The organism is Bacillus sp. IT-79MI2, from assembly GCF_949768135.1.
Taxonomy (GTDB): domain Bacteria; phylum Bacillota; class Bacilli; order Bacillales; family Bacillaceae_G; genus Bacillus_A; species Bacillus_A pseudomycoides.
This window is the reverse complement of sequence record NZ_CATKPV010000128.1, coordinates 135,956-158,197: the sequence shown is the minus strand read 5'-3', so window position 1 is coordinate 158,197 and position 22,242 is coordinate 135,956. Positions and strand designations below refer to the sequence as shown.

Sequence of the window (22,242 nt, the reverse complement as noted above, 5' to 3'; positions counted from 1 at the left end):
ATGACAAAGATACCACATAACGCTGAAGCTGAAGTGGAACGTCGCCTGATTGAAGTATTAGGGGAAGGACATAATCAGTGGAATTATCGCCCAGATTTAAAATCAGAAGAAGACTTGTGGAATAATTTACGTCAAAAGATCACTCAAAATAACTTATCAGAAATTGGGGAACACCCCATTTCTGATAAAGAATTTGACAGCATTAAAACAGAATTATTATTGAAAACACAAACACCATTTGATGCTGCGAAATGGCTCAAAGGAGAGAATGGAATTTCTCGTATCACGATTGAACGTGAGGATATTTCCATGGGTTCAATGTCCTTAGTTCTATATTCAAACCAGGACATAGGTGGTGGTATTTCTACATACGAAGTCGTTCATCAGATTGCAAAACAAAAGGCAAACGTTGATGGTCGTGATCGTCGATTTGACGTGACACTTTTAATCAATGGGTTGCCAATTGTTCAAATTGAATTGAAACAGGTAAGTGCCAAAGACGGCGTATTCCAAGCCTATAATCAAATCAAGAAATACGCAGAAGAAGGGATGTTTAGAAATAATATTTTTTCTACCCTTCAGTTATTTGTCATTTCCAACGAACAAACGACTCGCTATTTTGCCAATGCGATGCCAAAAGACATGCATAAGAAATTTGTCTTTAGCTGGCGGACCACAGACAATCGAAAAGTAGAAAATCTCTATGAATTTGTGAAACAAGCCTTAAATATTCCAGATGCACATCGCTTGATTGCCAATTATACAATTGTGAGTGAGGATCAAGACAACAAAGCCTTAATGGTCCTACACCCTTATCAAATTCATGCGATTGAAGCTTTGTTTACATCTGCCATGAAACATGAATCAGGATATGTTTGGCACGCGACTGGTTCAGGAAAAACGTTGACAAGTTTTGTTTCTACGAAGTTATTAGCTCGCAAACCAGGTATAGATCGTACCATTATGCTCATTGACCGAAAAGACTTGGACAATCAAACTACGACTGAATTCACTAAATTTGCTTCCGAGTTTAATACCGGTATTTCTTCTGGTAATGCCAAGTCTAATAGTTTAATTGTTGGAACTAGAAGTGCGAAAGAGCTAAGTAATACTCTACTATCTGATGCAAATTCCAATATAGTGATTATTACCACACGTCAAAAATTAGAAGCTGCCTTGCGCTATGCCCAAAAACAAGAGGAACAAAAAGGTACACAGCGTTTTAAGAAACTGCTGGGACAACATATTGTCTTTGTCGTGGATGAATGCCATCGTGCTTTAAGCGCAGAAGGGATGGAAGCGATTAAGGGCTTTTTCCCAAATTCTACATGGTTTGGATTTACAGGTACGCCAATATTTGATGAAAACAAGAAACAAGCTAAAGGTCGATTAGCTCGCACCACTCATGATCAATATGGAGAAGTTTTGCACACCTATACTATTAAGAATGCGTTAGATGATGGGGCTGTCTTAGGATTTCAAGTAGAGCACGAAGATACGATTAAACAAACATCCTTTAATAATTATATTTTTGATCGACTGCGCCAAAATGAAAAATACGCTCATTTTAGTGATGATGAAATTAACGATATTATCGATCAAATGGATGGAATGGAAAAGGAAGCATACCTTGAACCATCCTCTTTCGAAGATGATACTCATATTCAAAAAGTCATTCGTAAGATTTTCCGACCAGATAATGCCTATACAAAATTTGATTTCCAAAACGGTCGTCCTCAAAAGTCTGCCATTTTAACAACAAATTCTATTGATATGGCGAAACGCTACTATCAGGCGATTAAGGAAATGACTAAAGATCCAGAATGGTTGATGAAAGAATTTGCTGGATATCCGATTCGAAAAGGGCGTACGATTGAAGATCCAGATTTCCCGCGGATTGCTATCACCTATTCGATACAAGAAAACGAGGATAATTCCAAACAAATTCAAGATGAAATGAAAGACATTATTAAGGACTATAACGGTTATTATCGCACTGCTTGGTCGATAGAAGATATTGAACGATATAATGGCGATATCAACAATCGCTTAGCTCGTAAGAAAGCAGAGTTCAAAGAATTTGGAAAACAAATTGACTTAGTCATTGTTGTAGACCGCTTATTGACTGGATTTGATGCACCAACGATTCAAACGTTATTTGTGGATCGAAATTTAAGTTATGCCAATTTGATTCAAGCCTTTTCTCGAACCAATCGTACCTATCCAGGAAAGACAAAAGGATTGATTGTGACATTCCGGAAACCTGCGACAATGGAACAAAACGTAAAAGAAGCTACGAGGGTATATTCTGAAGCAAAAGAGGAGTCTAATCTTGTTTATCCAACTTACGATGAATCGAAGAAGCGTTTTAAAAAGGCTCACAAGTCGTTAACAACGTTAGTTCCAAATCCAACCGATATTAACGAGCACTCACCTTTTGAAACCCGGATTGAATTTGTGAAAGCTTTCCAGGAGTTAAACAATGCCTATGAAGCTTTAGTTACATATGATGATTACAACGATGATATGGAAAAATCAACAGCACTTCAAGAACAGGTGAATACCTTAGAAGAATATATTGGTGTATACAACACGGTTAAGGGTTCACTAGTAGATGAAGGGGGCCAGGATGGACCGGGTCCAGATTTCTCAGACATTGAATTCTATGGAGAAAATGCAATTAAAATCTATGATATTGACTCAACCTATATTGACCGACTATTAGGAACGTACTCAGCCAATAATCAGAATATCCGTGATGATATCGAAAAAGCACTTCAAAAACTGAAGAAATCAGAAATTGTTAAAGGCGTGTACCATGCAATTTTAAATGCTATTGATACCAAAGAAATAGATTCAGAGGAAGATATTCTTGGAGTGAAACGACGCTTTTTCACTAATACACGTAAGAAGGCGATTGAAGAATTTGCGAGTACTTGGTTTGTGAAAGAAGATGAGCTACATACATCTGCGATTCAATATGTGATAGGAACGGATCCTATTCCGAATATTGGGGGAATCATCAACAGCAAGCAATTTGATAAGTATAAAGCCGTACATCCAGATGCAAAACCATTGAAATACGGACCAGAAATGAAGCGTCAGTGGAGAAAGACATTAGATGAAGTCATTGTACCTTTGGATAACGAGTTGAGATAAAATCGTTTTGAAATAAAGAAAGAAAATCTATATAGTTATAGGCCAACTACGAAGCTGTAGTTGGCCTATACGGTTCTGGTGCAAAAAGATTAAATGGATTGCAAGTAATCTCTAAATCTTGGGCATATTGATCCTATTACTCTAAAAAAGGGGTATGATCAGTATGTAAAACCCATACTTGTTCAAATGGAAACATTATTAACCTGACATTATCTTGTTAACAGTGAGATGGTATCTGCGGTACAACCTAAGTTTTCGTGAGTTGGTGGAAATGATGAATAGGTAAAAAAAACGAAATCAATATAAATAGAGAAAGAAGCTAACTATATGTAGTAGGTAGTTATCTTCTTTCTCTATTAATGGGCATTTTGGATGAATACTGTTATATGGAGTTGATTTTTATGCTTATATTTTAGTATATAATTCCACTACAAATTCATCTTTTCTTTGCCAGCTTTTTTTTCTCAAATATGTTGCCTTTTCAAGTACTGACTTAAGAAGGCGGTTTTTTTTTTCTATATCTTCAGTCGCATGGTATGCTTCTAATACATTTTTAATTTTGGGAACAAACTCATGTATATGTCTTTCTTTTTCTAAAACATGCTTAAATTCATGTTCAAGTTGTTCAATTTCTTCTTGGGTAGTTTTTAAACGTATTACAATGGATTTTTGTCGTTCTAAAAAAGTCTCAATATCGTATACACCCTTTTCTAACAAATCATGAAGGTTACTTTTTTGCTTTTGTAAATCGTTAACTTGTTGTTCTTTCTTTTCCAAAGTTTTTTGCTGCAACTGAATATTATTTTCTTTTTTCTTTTTTTGTACCATATTTTCTTGTATCTCAAAGCTCTCGATAATTTGTTTTAAGCCATCAAGTATGCGCTGTTCAACAAGTACTAAAGAGGCACCTTTTTGAATTCCTTTACAAGATGGTTGTACACAACGCACTTGAGGATTGGGACGATCTTTCCGTGGTTGATAAAGCATGGAATGACCGCACAGTTCACATAATAAGATGCCTGCCAATGGATTAGAAAGTTTTTTTGTTTTGGTTGTTGGTGGTCTCCAGCGTTTACTATGTGCCATGTTGGCTTTTTGAAATAGTTCTTCCGATACAAGCGAAGGGTGAGCATGATTGTGTCGTTGCCATCTTTCTTTTGATACCTTTTTACGAATATATTTTCCATTTTGTTTAATATAACGTATTTTCCCCCAAATAATGTGACCAAGATATACTTCATTTTTGATAATAGATGAGATAGTTGAAGGATTCCAATACTCACCTTCAGGTGGGGAAATTCCTAGTCTATCTAGTTTTTGTGCAATTGCCTGTCTTCCCATTCCATCAGCCATATATTCAAAAATTTTAGGTATCACCCAGCTTCTTTCAGGATCAGGATAAAGTTTTAAATTATCATCTCGTAAGTACCCATAAGGAGGAACACGAGAGATGGATTTTCCTTCTTTTGCAGAAGCCCTTCTACCACGCTGCATACGCTTAACAATTGTTTTCAATTCTTCTCGAGCAATTAAAGATTTTATACTGAAGGTTAACTCTTGATTTTCATCATTGGGGTTAATGACTTCTGTTGGTGTAATAATGAATGTTTCTGAATAGCGAAATACACGATAAATGGTTCCTTGGTCTACCATATCACCACGACCAAGGCGGTCCAAATCCATCACCAATACTGCATCAGCAATCCCAGTTTCCACTTCACGAAGAAGTTTTTGCATCATAGGTCTTTCAGATATATATTCACCTGAAACAACTTCTTCGAAAATATCGATAATATTGTGATGCTCTTTATGAGCGAGTTCTAATAACTGAGTTCGATGACGCTCAAGCGTATCGTAATGTTGTCCGTGTTCCATCGCCTTTTTTTCTTCTTCCATGTCTTTTCGGCTTTTACGTAAATAGATGAAGACGTCGAGTTCTTGTGGACGGTACATTCGTTTCACCTACCAGCTTGTCTAGTATTATTGTTATGAATATGTATGGATAGCTTGTCTTATGAAAATGATAGTTCGTCTTTTTCCTTGCATTGCATACATATAGTGCAAGGGGGGATATGATGAAAGAATTCCAGTTTGGTAATACAAAAGTTATTATCCATTCACCACTTGCATCGATGGAAAAAGAGGAACAAAAAAAATGGTTTCAACAAGAATGGGAAAAGAGAAATCCAGTGTTAAAGTCGATAGTTGAAGCCGCAGTAAGTTGTCAAGAAGATGAAAAGTAAAAAGAGCATTCTCTTTCATTAAGAGATATGCTCTTCTTTTTTTGCTGAAATTATTCATTAAAATAAATAACCGTTTTTAATGATGAATAACCTTTTTAGTTTTGCAAATAATAATCTTGATCATTGTTATGGAAAGAAGGTGAAACTTGAGATAAATCAATACCTTTCTCTAAAGTTTCTAATAAGTAATATCCAAATGCTTTATCCTGTTGTATCAAGTTATGTAATAGGGTGCTTGCGCGAGCAATTCTATATTTTGTTTCATCTAGGGCTAAGGATGAATTATCTATTGTAATGAGGTGAAGCTCATCTTGTAGCTTTTGTAATAAGGAAAGTTGAATGGTATCCGTCTTTCCTGTCTCAAGATTACTTAAATAAGCTGGTGATACACCAAGTTGTTTTGCAAAGGTGTTTAGTCCAATGCCTTTTTGAGTACGTAGTGTACGAATGTGTTTACCAATTTCATTTATCATAAGATTAACCTCCACGGATTTATTGAAAGGAATACATAAAATGAATAAGCGAAAGAAAATTACAATTACATCAGTAAGTTATGTTCATGATCCAGAATCAGCTCAAAAATGGTTTGAAGCGTATATCAAGATTGTTGAAAAAGAATTAGTTAAAGCAATTAATAAGGACTAGCCGCTATTTTTGATACATACAGTGTAAATAGAACATCATGAGAGGAGGTCCTGAATTGAAGACCGTTGCATATTATAGAAGCTCAATTGATTCTCAGGAAAACTCAATCGAAATGCAACAAAATTCAGTTCTTACTCGCTCCATTGATATGGCATTGATTATTGATGAAGAATATATTGATGAAGCGGTATCAGCCAGAAAAGTCAGTTTGAAAAAGCGTCCAGCCCTACAAAAATTAATACAAGATATCAATAATAACGATGTTGGAACTTTATTCTTATTTAAGCGAGATCGCCTGGCAAGAAATGTAATGGAGTATTATGAAATTTATCAAATATTAAGAAGCAAGAAGATAAATGTTATTTTAACTGCACCGAATGAGCCGCCAGTGTACTACACACCAATTGGTGAATATCTTGAATTAATTATGGCCGGTATGGCTCAACGTGAAGGTGAACAAATTATTGAGCGTTTAAAGCAAACATTAAAAGCGAATTTCCAAAATGGAAAGAATCCCGGACGTCTTCCGTATGGCTTCAAATGGAATAAAGAAACGAAAGAAATTGAATTGGTTGATGAACAAGTACAAATCGTTAAAAGAATTTATCAAGAACTTGTATCGGATAAATACGAATCCTTGAAAGAGCTTTGTAGTATATTGAGTTTGAAGGAGAACGGTAAGTCTTGGACTCCAGCTGATATAAGAAAAATTGCATTAAACCCGACATATGTTGGATTACGAACCATGAATATTTTTGGTGAAGATGTTACTAGTAAATATGAAAGACTTTCTATTATTGATAAGAATACCTGGGAAAAAGCATGTAGTATTGTCACCGTTTTATCTCCCAAAAAGACTCATCAAGATTATGTATTCGAACAAGTGTTATTTCCATTGCAAGACTTACTAATTTGTTCGAAATGTAATGAATCATTACAAAAAGTAAAGGCTAGAAAAAAAGAAAATTTAAAGTATAAATGTTTAAATCATTCTGCGGTTTATGTTCTGAAGAGTACAATTGAACCATTAATCTTCGAACGCTGTAAGGAATATTTTGATAGCTTACTTACTTCCCATTTTCATGAACTATTCGATCGATATGAACAAAATGCTAAAAAACAAATAAAACAGAAAATACAAACCATTGAAGAGAAAATCCAGCTTATGAATGAAAAGTTAATTACAAAAGTAGATGCGTGGTATCACGAAACTGATGCACCTTATAAGGAACAGAAAGAAATCGAAATTATGGCGCTGTATGATGAGCTGGCAAAATATAAAAAACAAAAAGAACAGGTAATACAGGAATTAAGTGGTGTAAAACAATTACGTGAAAAGATAAGCAATTATCAATCCTCTATGTCGTTTTCCTATGACGAGATAAAGGAGAATCGACAGTTAGGTTCCTTTTTTCAAGATTTAATACAACAAGTTAAAACCGACGGAGAGAACTGTGAAATTGTTTTTAAACACCCATTCTTACGTACTCAAGAGGTGTTAACATCATGAAGCTTTCTCATATATTACAACCAAATATGAAGGCTGCTTTTTATGGTCGTCATTCTACGGATAAACAAGATATGGATATGCAATTGAATTCCGTTATGGAAGTGATTCGCAAATATGATTGCATTCATACGCATTCTTTTCTCGATAAGGCTGTTTCCGCTCGTAAAAATAAAATTACAGATAGGAAAGAACTTGAAAATATGTTTGAAGCGTCCAAAAGAAAAGAATTTGATTTTGTCATTGTTTATAAAAGTGATCGTTTGGCCAGAGATCCTCTTGAGCATCAAACGATACGTATTGTCATGAAGACACTAGATATTCCCATCATTATTAGTTCAACCGAAAGTGTGTACAATACTGATACTGACTTGATTGTGCAACTTATGGAAGATGGTTTTACTAAATATGAAGTTGACACCATTATTGCCAGAACACGATCAGGTCTAGAAAACAAAGCAAAACAAGGAAAATGGCTTGGTGGTAAGCCGCCATTTGGTTACACATATGATAAGAATAGTGAGCAATTTATTGAACACCTTGATGAGCTTTGCTATGTAAAAGAAATCTTCAATTTATATGTAAATGGTCATGGGTTTCAGTATATTGCTAATACACTCCCTAACGGTTCCCGTCGCGGAAAAGATTGGGGGAGAGAGAATGTAAAGGCGATTGTGCTTAATCCTTTTTATTGTGGTTTATTATCATGGCGAAGGCAAACAGATGGAAAGAAAAATGCAAGGGATATTTGGATTGAAGCACCAAACCATTATGTGAAGCCAATTATTTCACGAACGACATGGGAATCATGTTGGCGTATTTATTCAGAAAAACGTAATGGCAACATGGTGCCTAAGCATTATAAGACAAGTTTTCTGCTACAAGGGCTGCTTTCTTGTGAAAAGTGCCAAGAACTAATGAAAACAAAGAATCAACAAACAGTAAGTTCTACAAATAAAAAGTATGGAGGGAAAATTTATTTCTGCCCTAACTGTAAATTAAGAATAGAGGCAGACCTCCTTCATGATAAAGTAGTGAATCAAACACTTACTGATGTGAAAATAAGTGGATTTCACAATGTATATCATGCGATAGAACAAAAAATTCAGTATGAGATACAAGAATTGAATAGCAATATTCAAAAGCATCAGCGTCTCTTCGAAAACTACACCATCAAACTTCACAATATTACAGAAGAGCTCAAACAACGTATGAAAAATAACGATGATAAACGTTTTTTGAAGTCCTTAGCGATTTATCGCTCGGATGTACAGCGAAAACTAGATGGAATCATACAACAAATGAACGACTTTAAACAGCAAATCACCCTCAAAGAAAAAATTGAAAAAAGTAAAGAAACATGGTTACATACTTTGAATGAAGTATTTCAAGATGATGTCAAACTTCAAGAAATAAGCGATATGGATAAAAGACGATTTTTATTACCTCTCATTCAATCTGTATCCATTAAAGAAAATAAAAAGCGTAAGGAATATGATATTTCATTACAGTTACGAACCGATTTTTCAAAGCGTGATGTAAAAAATCAAATCAGCTTGATTTTGTAAAACAGCTATCATATTGGTGGCTGTTTTTTCGTTATTGATGTATCGGTATTTGGGTTGAACTGTAGATGGAAATTCTTTTGCTACTCGGTGATTAGGATGGAGTGGTATACCACTCCATCCTAATTGCCGAGTTTGATACTCTTGAGAAAGAGTTTGTATCTTAAGGATAAAGGGTTTGTCCTTGTTTATTATTATGGACAGTGATTTGGAGAAATAAACGTGTTCGGTGATTGGGGGATAGGTAACTATTTAAAACATGTGAGAGCTCGGTAATTGGGTAAATAAAAAATGCCTTATCATTCTCCTTGTAAGGAGACATGAGGGGGTCACCATACATACCCATCAACTTAAGAAAAATAAAGGCCTATGATATGAACCATAAGTTTGCCGGAACGGCAAGCTTATGGTTCTTTTTGTTTGCGGACAACTTATGCTTCCAGGATTTGAGGAATATTTTTAATGTCGCGTTGGATCTGTTTATCTAAAGGGATGTTTTTATAGTGAAAAGAAGATCTGAACTGAAAGGCGGATTAAGGAACTGTTGAGTAGCAATAAAGTTACTCCACTAAAGGGCCAGATTGTTGAATAAATAATTATTGGTTCTACATTAATAGTGACAAAATAAGTAGATTGAAATAGTTGTAAATAATAAAGTTTTGGAGGATCTATAAGAGAACTCATTAGGAAGAAAATGTTATAATATAGGTAGATTACAAAAACAGACTTCATAAAATTTTAGGGTCTGTTTTTAAAAATAAACTGTATAAAAAAGAAATCTTGGAGGGGAATAATGGCGAATATTCAAAAGCAATTTGAAGAGTTTCATGAGGCAATTAAACTAAAACGTTTTAAGGAAAATAAGGAGTTACGGGGAAAAAGAGATATCATCACAGGGAAAATAAAGACAGGTGTTAAGAGTAAGTTTGAAGAAATGGAAAAGGATGTGCCTAGTCTAGAATTCATTGACCAAGGTAGTTATGCCGTGGATCTTGGTATCGTACCTGAAGATAAAGACTATGATATAGACGAAGGTGTAATTTTTAACCTATACAAAGAAGATTATACGGATAGCATTGAACTAAAAAAAAAAATTAGAGATATACTTAAAAACCATACTAAGACATTACCTAAGATAAAAAATCCCTGTGTAACGATAACTTATTCATTAGATGGTGAACCAGCATATCATGTCGATTTACCAGTGTACATAAAATCAAAGTATGATAACAATCTGTATCTTGCTTGGGGGAAGGAGTTTGCTAAAGAGGAGGATAAATATTGGAATCCTGCTGATCCAGAAGGATTAAATAATCATATCAAAAATTCATTTACGGATGATGCGAAAAAGCAATTTAAGAGAATTGTTAGATATATGAAGAAATGGAAGGATATTCGCTTCGACTCTTCAGGAAATTCACAACCTCCTAGTGTTGGTATAACCCTTGCAGCAGTTGATTTGTTTTCATATAAGCAATCATATGACTCCTTATCAGGTAAATTTACGGATGATGATTTATGCGCATTAAAAGATTTTGTAAGTAATTTAAAGAATCGATTTATCCTAAAGTGGGATTCTGAACTGGAGAAAACTTTTTATACTATTGAATATAATTTGCCGGTACAACCAAATACTAATGTCTTCTCCAAGATGTCAAATAAGCAAATGGATTCTTTTTATCAAAAACTAAATGATCTAGAGAATGCACTGACGGAAGCAGAAGGTAAAAGTGATCCACACGAAGCATGTAAAATTCTTAGTCCTAAATACTTTGGCGATAAATTCCCGATACCAGAATCAAAAGAGGCTAGATATAAACAAGTAGCTTTGTCTAGTGCGCCTTCTTCCAGTTCTGCTAAGGGAGTCTGATTATAAACATGGATTTTCAAGAATTACTACAGGAGAAAGAATATTTAGATAAGATTATAGCAATTGAACTGTATCATTATGAATTATTTTTTAAATTAAGAAATGGTTATCAAATACCAATAACTATAACTTTCAATTCATTGTTTCCAACCCAATTACCAATTGTTCATATTAATAAAAAATACCATCACATACCTGATATCCCACATGTTATGAGTAGTGGACTTATTTGTTTTTTGGATAAAGAGGGCGTAATTTGGAGTGATGTTCCTGAAAGAACACTAGATTTTGTTTTTGAAAGAGTTGAACAGGTATTAATATCGAATTCTCCGCAAATAGAATACCATCGTGAATTTAGTTATTATTTTGGAACATTAGATAACATAGAATCAGTTTTTTCAATATACACACCTGACGATGAAATAAAGGAGATTTCTGTATTAGCAGGTAGGCGTAAACCGTTTGCTTTTTTAACGGATGATATTGAGTCTAGAAATTTATTAAGTAAATTATTAGGTCCAAACATCAAATCCCGTAATTTAGAAAAAGCGTTGTATATCCCTTTAGATCATACCTATGAGGGAAAGGTTCCTCAACTAGACCAATTTTGGAGTAATAGGGAAATCACAAAAATTGTTAGGGATAATGTAACAGAAGAAACATTATCGAGGATAATGAATTTTTCAATGAATAAAAAAAGGTACTTTTATTTGCTAAGAATACCACTATTGACAGGTGACCAAACAATTATTGGATTATGGTACGAAAAAGTTAACCATTCCCTTTCAAAAAGGGTTATTCCACTTATAGATGAAGGCATTGCTAATGATTTCAAGGTTACTCCTTTGTTTGTCATTCAAAATGATGACACAACATTAATTGAGAGGGGGAGTGGGGTACAAAAGCCACTCAATATTTTATTAGTAGGCTGTGGCTCTATTGGAAGTGATTTATTATTTATATTGGCGAGATCTGGGATAAAACATTTTACACTAGTAGACAATGATAAATTAAATATTGAAAATTCATACCGTCATTTTTTGGGGATGAATAAATCTATTGAAGGTGAAACAAAAGTTAAACTCCTGAAAGAAGAATTTGAAAGTAGATATCCCAATATAAAGATTCGAACCATTGAAAATGAAGTATTATCTGCAATAGAAAATGGAGAAATAGATTTAGATAATTTTGATTTGATCTTAGTAGCGATTGGTGATCCTAATATAGAAAGAAAACTTAATGAACTTATTTTAAAATCCTCTACTACAGCTATTTTTACTTGGGTAGAAGCCTATGGAATAGGTGGACATGCACTTGTAGTTAATAATGGGGGAAATGGTTGTTATGAATGCTTAATAGATAATGAATTAAGAATGTATTCTTCTTTTGCAGGTAAGAGTGACGTACCATTTATTAGGAACATAAATGGTTGTGCTGGATCTTTTACACCTTACGGAAGTATGGATGCCATGGAAACAGCACTACTTGCCTCAAGGTTAGTTTTAAGGTATCTAGATGCTAATCTTAAAGGAAACCCTCTAGTTTCATGGAAGGGATCTTCTAAAATATTTGAAGAGAATGGTTTTTCTACCTCTGATCGATATAAAAATTCAGTGGATATTTTGAATCAGGATCATTATGGATACATTGATGAGGGTTGTAAAATTTGCTCTAATGTTAAGGGTGAGGTTTAGTTAAATGATTAGGGTTAAATATAAAGATAATTCAATAGAAATAGAAAAAAATGTAATTAAATTAATTGAAACTATGCGGCAAGAGTGTCCTACTGATAAAGAATCAGGAGGGATGCTAATAGGCTCAATTTTAACAGGCAGTAATGACCTTGTAATTAAGGATTATACATTACCACTAAAAGGCGATTATCAGTCAAGATGTAGGTTTGTACGGAAGAAACAAAGTCATAATGTTTTATTGCAAGAAAAGTGGCAGAAAAGTAATAAAACTGTTATGTACTTGGGTGAGTGGCATACTCATCCTGAAATTGAACCGAGCTACTCACAACAAGATATCAGGAATTGGAAAAAGTTATTGCAGAAATCAAAAACTTTTTCTGATTATTTGGTGTTTATCATTGGGGGAATAAGCTTTTATAAGGTATGGATAGGCTGCCGGAAAACAGAAGATATAGTTTTAATATATAAAGGAGCATATAATGAAAATATTCAAATCAGCTACTGAGTTATTTCATTTAATACAAAGTGACCCACTTACTGCAATAATAATGCTATTAATATTAATTTTTACTAGTATTATTTTATATAAAAAGTGGGGATGGCTGCAAATTGCATATAATTGGATTGTCAATCATGTACTTATATTTATGAAGAGGGACTTCATTATGTTAGCTACTTTTTCGAAGACAGAAGCTAATTTTAATAAGGTTAAGAATGAATATCAAGAGCGAGGATGCCTATATATAACTCACAATTTTTTTGGGGAATTTAATAATGATGGAAGCATCGATGTTGGAAATCTCAAAGGTATTCTTGATAAACAAAAGGCTAAAATGAAAACAGCTATAAAGCGGAGTATGAATTCTAATTCCCTAATATATATAGGGTTTCCACATGTACCACTTGCATTTATAGATGGATATTATTTCAAAAGTACGGATGACCCAATTCTTTATGAATATCAAGGAGAAGACTCCGAATGTTTAGGAAAAGGTTTTTATGAATTAAAAAGAAAGTATAATACGGAAATGAAAATTGTTACTGATTATAATGCGGAAATAAAGTATGATAATGAGATTGCGTTAAAAATTGAACAATCATTTCCAATAATGAATGAGGAGATAAAAGAAGTATCAGGTGTCTCTCAAGTTGTATCTTTAGGTTTAGAAATTCCAAACCGTTGGAGTATTACTAATTATGCTCAAATTGATATGTATCAAACAAGATTTTTGGAATTAATATCGAAGTTAAAGGAGAATGGTGTTAATAAAATCCATTTATTTGCGACTACACCTGTATCATTAAGCTTTAGTTTAGGGCGAAAAATAGAGCATTATCATCCTGAAATAATAGTCTATAATTACAATAATAATGCTTATGATTGGGCAATTAACCTAAGAACTGAAGAAATTTTAACGTTTAATGATAAGTAAATTGTACTTTTTATAACAAATAATAACTTATTTAGATCTAAGTTAATTATTATAGAAAAGTAGCCTTCCATATTATAGAGGGTTACTTTTTTTGAATCAAAATCTACTATTTCCCTAATATCCTCGATATCAAAAACTTCTGCAATCTTTGCTATATGTCTAAAGTTAATATTTTGTCTTTTTTGATTAGCTAATTCACTTAAGGCCGCGTGACGGATATCGTTAATCTTGATAGTTCTTTAAGGATATTCCTTTTTCTTTAAATAGGGTTATTCAACAATCGGGCGCGATTGTTGAGCAAACACAGGTAGAAAAATGATCAAACTTTATTTTAAAGTAATAGTTGTTAAAATAAATTAGATAAAAACAAGTATCCCTGGCGTGGATGCTTGTTTTTAAATCTTGTTTGTAATACAGATAATAGAAGAATAATTTCTAGACCATGATGTTTATTTTGTGAAGTACAGGGTACATCCCTGCCAACTCAACCAGTATAATCGTCACAGTACGCTTATGTCAGCCTATAAAAATATTAAAGATGAGAATTTTAGATATTATATCTTAAAGCAAAAGGCTGATGTATTCCACGCAATGAAGAGCTTCTTTAAAGAAGAATCGGGTGAGAGAATGGCGTGACCCCTTTTTTAAGGGGTTTTTTATTAATAGAATATTCATTCATGTGTAATAAAAGGGAAAAAATTGAAGTAGAAATATTTATATAACTTTACTTTTTATGTAAAATAGTATATTATATAAATATACAATATAACGGTTATTTTCTAGGAGGAGCCTGTCACCATAGGCTCCTCCTGTTCTTTTTTAAGCAGCCTGTCGTACAGGTTTTTCTTTAAAGATTAAATAACTGAAAATTAGGAAAAATAATTCGAAAGAGGTGAGGCATACATATAACAAAGAGAGAGGTAATGATGAAAGGGGGATAAGGCATGACATTGTTGAGTTATCCGCTTGAGACAATTTATTTATATGGATTTATTATTGCTACCGTACTTACTGTTATTTACATCTTTTTTGGAGATATATTTGAATCCATATTTAGCTTCGGAGGTGGATCTACATCTATTGTAACGTTGCTGCTCAGTTTCTTTGCCATGCTCTGTGGTTTTAGTTATATAGGAGAGTATTTATTTACTTGGAATAGTATTGTTATTTTTAGTCTTTCTTTCGGCATATCTTTTATTGGAGTTTTTCTAATGAAAATATTGATTTTAAAACCAATTGCAGAAGCTGAACAAAATACAGTGCAACGTATGGATGAATTTGTTGGATGCAAAGGAGAAGTGATTATTACCATCCCGAAAGAAGGATTTGGAGAAGTATTAGTTTCTTCACAATTTGGAAGTAATGCGATACCAGCTAAGACAATTGGAAAGAAAGATATTTTACAAGGAACCGAGGTCATGATTGAGGAAGTTCAAGATGGTGTTTTGCTTGTACAGAACATCGCTTATTCTTTAAAAAAACCAAAGTTATAAGGGGGAATTTGAATGATTCCATTAATTATCGGTGGTATATTACTTGCAATCTTACTTTTACTTATTTTGGTGTTTATCACAAAATATCGTACAGTTGGTCCTGATGAGGCGCTGATTGTAACAGGGAACTGGCTTGGTGACGGGAAAAACGTTGTCACAACAGATGATGGTAAAAAAATTAAAATTATTCGTGGTGGCGGTACGTTTGTTGTACCAATTATGCAACGAGCAGAACTTCTTAGTTTATTAAACTATAAATTAGAAGTTGGAACACGTGATACGTATACAAAGCAAGGGGTGCCAGTTACGGTAAATGGTGTTTCTATTATTAAAGTAGGTTCAACAATTGAAGAAGTATCTACAGCAGCTGAACAATATTTAGGGAAAGAAACGGAAGAGTTAAAAGTTGAAGCGAAAGAAGTATTAGAAGGCCATTTACGTGCTATCTTATCTTCAATGACAGTGGAGGATGCTTATAGTAATAGAGAGCAATTTGCACAAAAAGTACATGAAGTTGCTTCGACAGATTTGAAGAAAATGGGGCTTCGTATTGTCTCCTTTACGATTAAAGAAATCATGGATAAAAATGGTTATTTAGATGCTTTAGGTCAACCGCAAATCGCAACAGTGAAACGTGATGCAACAATTGCGAATGCAGAGCGTGAAAAAGAAGCACGTATTGAAAAAGCTCGTGCGGAGAAAGAAGCAAAAGAAGCTGAATATCAACGTGATGCACAAATTGCTGAGGCTGAAAAGCATAAAGAATTAAAAGTACAATCATATAAGAGAGAGCAAGAGCAAGCACGTGCCGATGCGGACCTTTCTTATGAATTACAACAAGCAAAAGCACAACAAGGTGTTACAGAAGAGCAAATGCGCGTTAAAATCATTGAGCGTGAAAAGCAAATTGAATTAGAAGAAAAAGAAATTGCGCGTCGTGAAAAACAATACGACGCGGAAGTAAAGAAGAAAGCAGATGCAGATCGTTATGCAGTTGAACAATCAGCGGAAGCGGAAAAAGTAAAACAAATAAAAAAAGCAGATGCAGATCAATATAAGATTGAAGCAGAGGCAAGAGCACGTGCGGAAGAGGTGCGTGTAGAAGGTTTAGCAAAAGCCGAAATTGAAAAGGCACAAGGGCAAGCAAAAGCAGAAGTTCAAAAAGCGCAAGGTACAGCGGAAGCGGATGTTATTAGGTTAAAAGGTTTAGCAGAAGCGGAAGCGAAGCAAAAAATTGCGGAAGCGTTCGAATTATATGGGCAAGCGGCAATTATGGATATGGTTCTTAAAATGCTTCCAAGCTACGCAAAAGAAATTGCAAGCCCACTTAGTAACATTGATAAGATTACTGTTGTGGATACAGGCGGCGGTGGCAAAAACAGCGGAGCTGGAAAAGTGGCAGGATATGCGACTGATCTAATGGCAACGATGCAAGAAACATTAAAAGCTTCTTCTGGTATTGATTTAAAAGAACTATTAGAAAGTTTTGCTGGAAAAGGTGCTGTGCAGCAGGCGGTGAGTGAGAAGCCTGTTGTGCAAGTAGTGGAAGAAAACGAGAAAAGTGAAAAATAACGAAGGAAGGCCTCTAGTATTAGGGGCCTTTTTAGGCTCTAATGCAAAGCGAAAATAGCGCATATATTTCTAGCGGAATTATATTTGATGATATAAGTGCAAACAATTGATGGATGAATTCTTTCTAGTTTGGACAGGTTGATTCTGTAAATCAATTTTTCTTTTTCATACTGATCATGTCCTTTTTTAGATTGATAGTATCAGTATGTCAAGGCTTTATAAATTTCTCGCACCAGAATCTCGCTAGCATCATACATGCCGCACTCATGCCACCTAATGCTTTGGAAAGAAATAATCCCCATATATGATTGGTAAATTCAAATAAAGATTCAGATGAAGAACAAAGAGATAACCCCAGTATAATCAATTTTTGATTGAATCTATCTGCCTATCTGTATATATATTCCGGTGATAGGAGGTGTTAGTAATTGAGTAAATGTAAATGTATCAATATTTCATTATATCAGTAATTAATTGTAACGTATTCATATAAAAAGACATTATAGGAACAACAAGATCGATTCCTAAAAATAAAGAAATTGAATAATATCAAGGCTAAAGATATCTTTTCTGTTGCATACAATTATGTTATTTCTTTCAATGTGTTAAATTTAATTGAAATAAAGTAAATTTAGATTAATGGAGAAATGATTGTGTGTTAAACTACATTAAAATGTGTTTAATTATAATTCGTTACACAACTTGCTACAGGAACATTAGGAGGATTAGAAAGATGAGGAAATTGAAAGCAAAGATATACAAGTATGGAAAGATTAATATTTTACTAAACAAGCTCATTTCAATGGAGGAAGTATTTTGAATTAATCCTGATATCGAACAATTTCAAAAAGGATTGAAAATAGCGTTAGAGAAACGGAATTAATTTAATATGGGAATTTGAACTTCATATAGCGTTTGAAAAAGCTACTTCTATTCAAGTGAGATTACAAATAGGATGGACTGTTGTGTATAGCGTAACTCAGATGATTTTTATAGTTATATAAACAGAATTGTTAATGTGATATAAAAATTATGTGCAACTCCATTTTTATTTTTAACATTCTTTAAAGATGGTAAGAAGCGAGAAATATCTTAGGAAGGCTATTTATATCAGCATTATTTCGTAAAAGTATAATAAAAATCATGTATTTTTATCCCGCATTAACGGGCAGTAAGATCCCCCACTGATTAAAGTTTCACTTTATTTAGTGTGCTGTTATCGCAGTTTTTATAAGGAACAGAGGAGAGTTAATGTATGAAAAAAAGAATTGTAATCATAGAAGATGAAGATAATATCCGAGAAATATGTAAACGGTACTTGGAAAGAGAAGGATATGAAGTATACACCGCTGTAAACGGAACAGAAGGTTGGAATGCATTTCAGCAATATCAACCAGATTTAATTATTTTAGATTTGATGATGCCGAAAAAGGATGGCTGGGAATTATGTGAGGAAATTCGCCAATACTCTAATGTCCCTATTATTATGTTAACCGCTAGAGGAGAAGAAAGAGATCGGATTTTAGGATTAACAATGGGCGCGGATGATTATGTGACAAAGCCGTTTTCACCTCGTGAATTAGTATTAAGGGTGCAAATTATATTAAGAAGAGGAAATCAAGCAACGATACAAGAGAAAGAACCTGTATCAGAAATGATAGAGTTCCTAGATTTGAAGATTGATCCAACGAAAAGACGTGTATTTGTTTGTGGACATGAAATTGAGTTAACAGTGAAAGAATTTGAGGTGCTTTATCTAATGGCAAAACATCCAAAACAAGTATTTTCACGATCTCAACTTTTGGAACAGATATGGAATTTTGAGTATGAAGGGTGCACAAATGCAGTAACTGTATTAATGAGTCGTCTACGTGAAAAATTGGAGAAGCATACAACAAAGAACCGTTGGATTCATACAGTTTGGGGTATTGGTTATCGTTTTGAGCCAGAGGAAGGAAGTCAAGCATGAAATTACGTAATCAATTGTTATTGATGAATCTATTAAGTACAAGTATCATGTTAATTTTTATTTGGTACAGTGAAAGGCGAATGTTACTTAGACCGGAACAAACAAAATTATTAATAGGAATTGTGATGGTAGCAATGATTCTTTCAACGATTATTTACTGGTTAATGACACGTCCTATTATGAGATCTATTCAAAATTTAATTGCATTAACGAAACAATTTAGTGATAGACACTTTGAAACGATGTATATAATCGGGAAAGAACCAGAAGAGTTTAAAGAATTAGCGACAGCTTTTCAACAAATGGCTAAAAAATTAGAAGAAAGCTTTACTAAGTTAGAACAAGGAGAAAAAGCACGTACAGAACTAATTGCGAATATTTCCCATGACTTACGAACCCCTATGGCTAGCATACAATTGATGATAGAGGCGTTACAAGATGGTTTAATTGAAGATCCTAATATGAAAATGCAGTATCTAACGACAATCCTAAACGAAATTCAAAGATTAAGTGGATTAATTAATAATTTGTTTGAGCTTTCTAAGTTAGAACTTGGACAAGGAGCCTTTCACCCCAGTTTAACACATGTGGACAGCATTCTATTAGAAGTACTAGATTCCCATGCGATCTTATTGAAGGACAAAAGTATCGATTTGCAATTGCACGTTTCGGATACATTGCCACGACTTTGGATTATGCCATGTAAAATAGTGCGGGTTATTAGTAATTTGTTACATAATGCGATTCGGCATTCCCCTACATTTGGAACAATCGAGTTAATTGTAGAGGGAAATAAACAGAAACAGCAAGTTACATTCACCTTGCGTGATGAAGGGGAAGGGATTTCTTACGATGATCAATTACGTATATTTGAACGTTTTTTCAGAACAGACCCATCAAGAAGTTCACAATCTGGAGGGTCTGGACTTGGACTCGCCATTGCGAAATCACTAGTTGAAATACACAAAGGAGAAATTGGTGTTCAAGATCGTTCAGATGGGAAACAGGGATGTGAATTTTGGTTTACTCTTCCCATTGCATCAGAAAAGAAATAATACGGTTGAAAGACTTTTGTAACATTTATGAGAGAAAAATGAAAGATTTGTTAGCTATGATGAAGTTAATCTTACTAGTAGATGTTCTAACTCATCTAGAAAACTTAGCGACCTATGCATATTTGAAAGCTACGTGCGGTAACAATTAATAAAAGTTAAGTGTATCTCTTTATTTACGCGGACAGTAATACTCCTGCCTAAAAATAAAGAGTGGGGTATTACTGCCTGTGAAATTCTGGTTGGTGAGGACTGATAATCAGTGGGGATGAAGAGTTTGCCACTGATTATCAGTCCTCACCCATGTAATCTTACAAAACTGTCATCTTTATGTAAGGTTATTAGATAGTCCATTTATTATTTCAATGTGATAATAAAGGTATAAGAAATACTAGTAAATTTTTAGATATTATAGGAGAGTGTCAGTGATGATTATAACAACAACTTCAACTATTCAAGGAAAAGAAATTATTGAGTATATCGATATTGTAAACGGTGAAGCAATTATGGGGGCAAATATCGTACGTGATCTATTTGCTTCTGTTCGTGACGTTGTTGGTGGCCGTGCTGGTGCATATGAAAGTAAATTGAAAGAAGCACGTGATATTGCAATGGAAGAAATGAAACAACTTGCGAAGCAAAAAGGTGCAAATGCAATTGTTGGTATTGATGTAGACTACGAGGTCGTTCGTGATGGAATGTTAATGGTTGCTGTAAGTGGTACAGCTGTACGTGTATAAAAAAGTGAAACTTTAATCAGTGGGGGGTCTTCATCCCCTCACTGATTATCATCCCTCACCAATCGGATTTTTACGGGCAGTTCAGCTCTCACCTAACTTCTTTGCTTTTTCCGAAGGGTCTTACTGCCCGTTAATGCGGGATAAAAAGTATAATTGCTAAAGCACCTTGTTAAGAGTGAGGTGCTTTTTCTTTTTTATAAAATTAGAAAGGTGAAACATCTGAAAGGAAATAATATCTTATTTTCTTTCAGTTACTTTAGTGTTTTTTATACCGTTAATATTTCCAATTATAGTATATTCCCTTTTATTTTATCTTTGCACCAGCCAACCTTTTTAGACACTATTTAGAAATGTATTTCATTCCTTCTAGTCTATCTAGTACCCTTCTTTTCTTATAAAGCATCTTACCTACTTCAGCAATTTCCTCAATCGTTTTTCGATTTAAATAAGCACCAAAAACCATACCAGCAATGGGAATCATCTGAAATAGCTTCTTCCAACCGTAATTGTCACGATATACAGTAAACACTTCGCGCCATGATTTAATTTGGGACATACTATTGTCGTGATTGACACGAGCATCAAAATGTTTTAATTCATGAAGAATGGTTTGTTTCCCTACAATATCAGACGAGGAAAATTGTAAGCATTTTACGATAAATAATCTCTCTTGAATATCTTCAGGATTATAACCGTAGCAAATTGCAATTTCTTGCAAAATGTTTAGTGACATGCTTAAAACAGCTGGAATATCAATTGCGAGGGTGAAAATGCCACCAAAACCAGTTGTGGCCCCTTGTGCAGTTGCGACAGATTTTCTATTTTCGATAATTTTATCAACGATTGTATCCATCTCACTTAAAAGGGATTTTTGAACATCTGCTAAAGAAGCTGCGTTTTCAAATTTCTTTATTGTTGTTTGTGGATGAATCAAATATTTACTTCCAGAATTGAGATATTGAATGAGCTCATCTAGTAAAATATTAATTTTTTTATGGATAAACTTTGGAGTTAACTTATCAAGAATAGTAAATGGGATTTTCCCCCACTTTTCAAAGAACCAAAGATCTTCCTGTTCTTTCTCCCATTTTTCAATGATTGCGATTTCCTGTAATAAAAGTTCTTTTGACTCCATTTTTCGCCCTACTTTCTTATAACCGTGTCTTTCTATTTTACTTGGTATTTTATAATAAATAAAATTTAGCGTTTGTATTTATATGGGATGCTGTAAATAAGAAAAAGAGATAAGAGAACCGGCTTGAAGGAAGTATAGAATTAGATAACGTAATACAGCATTTCA

The 22,242-nt window shown here is 33.9% G+C and carries 17 protein-coding genes and 3 pseudogenes; 16 read left to right on the top strand and 4 right to left on the bottom strand.

Annotated elements, in window-relative coordinates:
- Window positions 1-3,159, top strand: a complete 3,159-nt coding sequence (locus ACM6HU_RS27160; RefSeq protein WP_414848544.1) for a type I restriction endonuclease subunit R — start codon at window positions 1-3, stop codon at window positions 3,157-3,159.
- 178 nt (window positions 3,160-3,337) lie between these two features.
- A pseudogene (locus ACM6HU_RS27155) lies at window positions 3,338-3,436 on the top strand (IS6 family transposase); the annotation flags it as partial.
- A 128-nt stretch (window positions 3,437-3,564) separates the two neighbouring features.
- On the opposite strand, the gene ACM6HU_RS27150 reads toward ACM6HU_RS27155, so the two are convergent.
- Window positions 3,565-5,112, bottom strand: coding sequence for a recombinase family protein (locus ACM6HU_RS27150; RefSeq protein ID WP_414848543.1), 1,548 nt, complete (start codon window positions 5,110-5,112; stop codon window positions 3,565-3,567).
- 122 nt (window positions 5,113-5,234) lie between these two features.
- Between ACM6HU_RS27150 and ACM6HU_RS27145 the strand changes: the two genes are divergently transcribed.
- Window positions 5,235-5,402 carry a hypothetical protein gene (locus ACM6HU_RS27145; RefSeq protein ID WP_180230687.1) on the top strand — a complete coding sequence of 56 codons (168 nt, stop codon included), beginning with the start codon at window positions 5,235-5,237 and terminating at the stop codon, window positions 5,400-5,402.
- A 95-nt stretch (window positions 5,403-5,497) separates the two neighbouring features.
- Here ACM6HU_RS27145 and ACM6HU_RS27140 read toward each other — a convergent pair whose 3' ends face one another.
- A complete protein-coding gene (locus ACM6HU_RS27140) occupies window positions 5,498-5,875 on the bottom strand; it encodes a helix-turn-helix domain-containing protein (RefSeq protein ID WP_414848542.1) in 378 nt (125 codons plus the stop codon).
- 40 nt (window positions 5,876-5,915) lie between these two features.
- Here ACM6HU_RS27140 and ACM6HU_RS27135 point away from each other — a divergent pair, with 40 nt between their 5' ends.
- The 7 genes from ACM6HU_RS27135 (at window position 5,916) to ACM6HU_RS27105 (ending at window position 14,116) form a co-directional block, all read left to right on the top strand.
- Window positions 5,916-6,047 carry a hypothetical protein gene (locus ACM6HU_RS27135; protein ID WP_257208405.1) on the top strand — a complete coding sequence of 44 codons (132 nt, stop codon included), beginning with the start codon at window positions 5,916-5,918 and terminating at the stop codon, window positions 6,045-6,047.
- Window positions 6,048-6,102: 55 nt separating this feature from the next.
- Window positions 6,103-7,557: a recombinase family protein gene (locus tag ACM6HU_RS27130; protein WP_414848541.1), complete on the top strand. Its 1,455-nt coding sequence runs from the start codon at window positions 6,103-6,105 to the stop codon at window positions 7,555-7,557.
- Window positions 7,554-9,122: a recombinase family protein gene (locus ACM6HU_RS27125; protein ID WP_414848540.1), complete on the top strand. Its 1,569-nt coding sequence runs from the start codon at window positions 7,554-7,556 to the stop codon at window positions 9,120-9,122. Before ACM6HU_RS27130 ends, ACM6HU_RS27125 begins: the two co-directional genes overlap by 4 nt.
- Before the next feature lie 790 nt (window positions 9,123-9,912).
- Window positions 9,913-10,989 carry a cyclic GMP-AMP synthase DncV-like nucleotidyltransferase gene (locus tag ACM6HU_RS27120; protein WP_414848539.1) on the top strand — a complete coding sequence of 359 codons (1,077 nt, stop codon included), beginning with the start codon at window positions 9,913-9,915 and terminating at the stop codon, window positions 10,987-10,989.
- Window positions 10,990-10,997: 8 nt separating this feature from the next.
- On the top strand, window positions 10,998-12,683 hold the full coding sequence (locus tag ACM6HU_RS27115) for a ThiF family adenylyltransferase (protein ID WP_414848538.1): 1,686 nt from the start codon (window positions 10,998-11,000) through the stop codon (window positions 12,681-12,683).
- A gap of 4 nt (window positions 12,684-12,687) precedes the next feature.
- Window positions 12,688-13,188 (top strand): Mov34/MPN/PAD-1 family protein, encoded by a 501-nt coding sequence (locus ACM6HU_RS27110; RefSeq protein ID WP_414848537.1) that lies wholly within the window; start codon window positions 12,688-12,690, stop codon window positions 13,186-13,188.
- Window positions 13,163-14,116, top strand: a complete 954-nt coding sequence (locus ACM6HU_RS27105; protein WP_414848536.1) for an SAVED domain-containing protein — start codon at window positions 13,163-13,165, stop codon at window positions 14,114-14,116. The genes ACM6HU_RS27110 and ACM6HU_RS27105 overlap by 26 nt, the downstream gene beginning before the upstream one ends.
- A gap of 95 nt (window positions 14,117-14,211) precedes the next feature.
- On the opposite strand, the pseudogene ACM6HU_RS27100 reads toward ACM6HU_RS27105, so the two are convergent.
- A pseudogene (locus ACM6HU_RS27100) lies at window positions 14,212-14,389 on the bottom strand (helix-turn-helix domain-containing protein); the annotation flags it as partial.
- 207 nt (window positions 14,390-14,596) lie between these two features.
- Between ACM6HU_RS27100 and ACM6HU_RS27095 the strand changes: the two are divergent.
- From ACM6HU_RS27095 to ACM6HU_RS27070, 6 genes and pseudogenes are all read left to right on the top strand, one after another.
- Window positions 14,597-14,752, top strand: a pseudogene (locus ACM6HU_RS27095) (sporulation protein YhbH); the annotation flags it as partial.
- Between the two features lie 308 nt (window positions 14,753-15,060).
- Entirely contained in the window at window positions 15,061-15,609 is a 549-nt protein-coding gene (locus tag ACM6HU_RS27090) for a hypothetical protein (protein ID WP_016113021.1), read from the top strand.
- Window positions 15,610-15,621: 12 nt separating this feature from the next.
- A complete protein-coding gene (locus ACM6HU_RS27085) occupies window positions 15,622-17,181 on the top strand; it encodes a flotillin family protein (protein WP_016131172.1) in 1,560 nt (519 codons plus the stop codon).
- A 1,255-nt stretch (window positions 17,182-18,436) separates the two neighbouring features.
- Window positions 18,437-19,150: a response regulator transcription factor gene (locus ACM6HU_RS27080; RefSeq protein WP_016113023.1), complete on the top strand. Its 714-nt coding sequence runs from the start codon at window positions 18,437-18,439 to the stop codon at window positions 19,148-19,150.
- The gene (locus ACM6HU_RS27075) at window positions 19,147-20,205 is read left to right on the top strand and encodes a sensor histidine kinase (protein WP_016113024.1); all 1,059 of its coding nucleotides are present in this window, start codon (window positions 19,147-19,149) and stop codon (window positions 20,203-20,205) included. Before ACM6HU_RS27080 ends, ACM6HU_RS27075 begins: the two co-directional genes overlap by 4 nt.
- 425 nt (window positions 20,206-20,630) lie before the next feature.
- Entirely contained in the window at window positions 20,631-20,942 is a 312-nt protein-coding gene (locus ACM6HU_RS27070; protein ID WP_016113026.1) for a heavy metal-binding domain-containing protein, read from the top strand.
- A gap of 340 nt (window positions 20,943-21,282) precedes the next feature.
- Here ACM6HU_RS27070 and ACM6HU_RS27065 read toward each other — a convergent pair whose 3' ends face one another.
- Window positions 21,283-22,077, bottom strand: coding sequence for an EcsC family protein (locus tag ACM6HU_RS27065; RefSeq protein ID WP_016113027.1), 795 nt, complete (start codon window positions 22,075-22,077; stop codon window positions 21,283-21,285).
- Window positions 22,078-22,242 lie beyond the last annotated feature (165 nt).

Excerpts from the sequence above, each read along its gene's own strand:
- ACM6HU_RS27160 (WP_414848544.1), top strand. The coding sequence starts at position 1 with ATGACAAAGATACCACATAACGCTGAAGCTGAAGTGGAACGTCGCCTG.
- ACM6HU_RS27150 (WP_414848543.1), bottom strand. The coding sequence starts at position 5,112 with ATGTACCGTCCACAAGAACTCGACGTCTTCATCTATTTACGTAAAAGC.
- ACM6HU_RS27145 (WP_180230687.1), top strand. The coding sequence starts at position 5,235 with ATGAAAGAATTCCAGTTTGGTAATACAAAAGTTATTATCCATTCACCA.
- ACM6HU_RS27140 (WP_414848542.1), bottom strand. The coding sequence starts at position 5,875 with ATGATAAATGAAATTGGTAAACACATTCGTACACTACGTACTCAAAAA.
- ACM6HU_RS27135 (WP_257208405.1), top strand. The coding sequence starts at position 5,916 with ATGAATAAGCGAAAGAAAATTACAATTACATCAGTAAGTTATGTTCAT.
- ACM6HU_RS27125 (WP_414848540.1), top strand. The coding sequence starts at position 7,554 with ATGAAGCTTTCTCATATATTACAACCAAATATGAAGGCTGCTTTTTAT.
- ACM6HU_RS27120 (WP_414848539.1), top strand. The coding sequence starts at position 9,913 with ATGGCGAATATTCAAAAGCAATTTGAAGAGTTTCATGAGGCAATTAAA.
- ACM6HU_RS27115 (WP_414848538.1), top strand. The coding sequence starts at position 10,998 with ATGGATTTTCAAGAATTACTACAGGAGAAAGAATATTTAGATAAGATT.
- ACM6HU_RS27110 (WP_414848537.1), top strand. The coding sequence starts at position 12,688 with ATGATTAGGGTTAAATATAAAGATAATTCAATAGAAATAGAAAAAAAT.
- ACM6HU_RS27105 (WP_414848536.1), top strand. The coding sequence starts at position 13,163 with ATGAAAATATTCAAATCAGCTACTGAGTTATTTCATTTAATACAAAGT.
- ACM6HU_RS27090 (WP_016113021.1), top strand. The coding sequence starts at position 15,061 with ATGACATTGTTGAGTTATCCGCTTGAGACAATTTATTTATATGGATTT.
- ACM6HU_RS27085 (WP_016131172.1), top strand. The coding sequence starts at position 15,622 with ATGATTCCATTAATTATCGGTGGTATATTACTTGCAATCTTACTTTTA.
- ACM6HU_RS27080 (WP_016113023.1), top strand. The coding sequence starts at position 18,437 with ATGAAAAAAAGAATTGTAATCATAGAAGATGAAGATAATATCCGAGAA.
- ACM6HU_RS27075 (WP_016113024.1), top strand. The coding sequence starts at position 19,147 with ATGAAATTACGTAATCAATTGTTATTGATGAATCTATTAAGTACAAGT.
- ACM6HU_RS27070 (WP_016113026.1), top strand. The coding sequence starts at position 20,631 with ATGATTATAACAACAACTTCAACTATTCAAGGAAAAGAAATTATTGAG.
- ACM6HU_RS27065 (WP_016113027.1), bottom strand. The coding sequence starts at position 22,077 with ATGGAGTCAAAAGAACTTTTATTACAGGAAATCGCAATCATTGAAAAA.